This is a genomic window from Bacillus sp. OTU2372 (assembly GCF_038440275.1).
GTDB classification, from domain to species: domain Bacteria; phylum Bacillota; class Bacilli; order Bacillales; family Cytobacillaceae; genus Neobacillus; species Neobacillus bataviensis_B.
The window spans coordinates 1-717 of the sequence record NZ_JASATK010000070.1 but is presented as its reverse complement, the minus strand read 5'-3'; the positions used below and the strand labels follow the sequence as shown (position 1 = coordinate 717).

Annotated in this window: 1 rRNA gene; it reads left to right on the top strand. The window is 50.5% G+C overall.

The features are described 5' to 3' along the window. Positions 1 to 17: 17 nt before the first annotated feature. Positions 18 to 717 (top strand): 23S ribosomal RNA (locus AAHB15_RS29945); the annotation flags it as partial.

Genomic DNA, 717 nt, shown 5'->3' with positions numbered 1-717 from the left:
TAGAGTAAAACCTTTTAGGTTAAGTTAGAAAGGGCGCACGGTGAATGCCTTGGCACTAGGAGCCGATGAAGGACGGGACTAACACCGATATGCTTCGGGGAGCTGTAAGTAAGCTTTGATCCGGAGATTTCCGAATGGGGAAACCCACTGCTCGTAATGGAGCAGTATCTTTACCTGAATACATAGGGTATTGATGGCAGACCCGGGGAACTGAAACATCTAAGTACCCGGAGGAAGAGAAAGCAAACGCGATTCCCTAAGTAGCGGCGAGCGAAACGGGATTAGCCCAAACCAAGAGGCTTGCCTCTTGGGGTTGTAGGACACTCAACATGGAGTTACAAAGGAACGGGGTAGATGAAGCGACCTGGAAAGGTCCGTCATAGAAGGTAAAAGCCCTGTAGTCGAAACTTCGTTCCCTCCTGAGTGGATCCTGAGTACGGCCGGACACGTGAAATCCGGTCGGAAGCAGGGAGGACCATCTCCCAAGGCTAAATACTCCCTAGTGACCGATAGTGAACCAGTACCGTGAGGGAAAGGTGAAAAGCACCCCGGAAGGGGAGTGAAATAGTTCCTGAAACCGTGTGCCTACAAGTAGTTAGAGCCCGTTAATGGGTGATAGCGTGCCTTTTGTAGAATGAACCGGCGAGTTACGATTACATGCAAGGTTAAGTTGAAGAGACGGAGCCGCAGCGAAAGCGAGTCTGAATAGGGCGAATT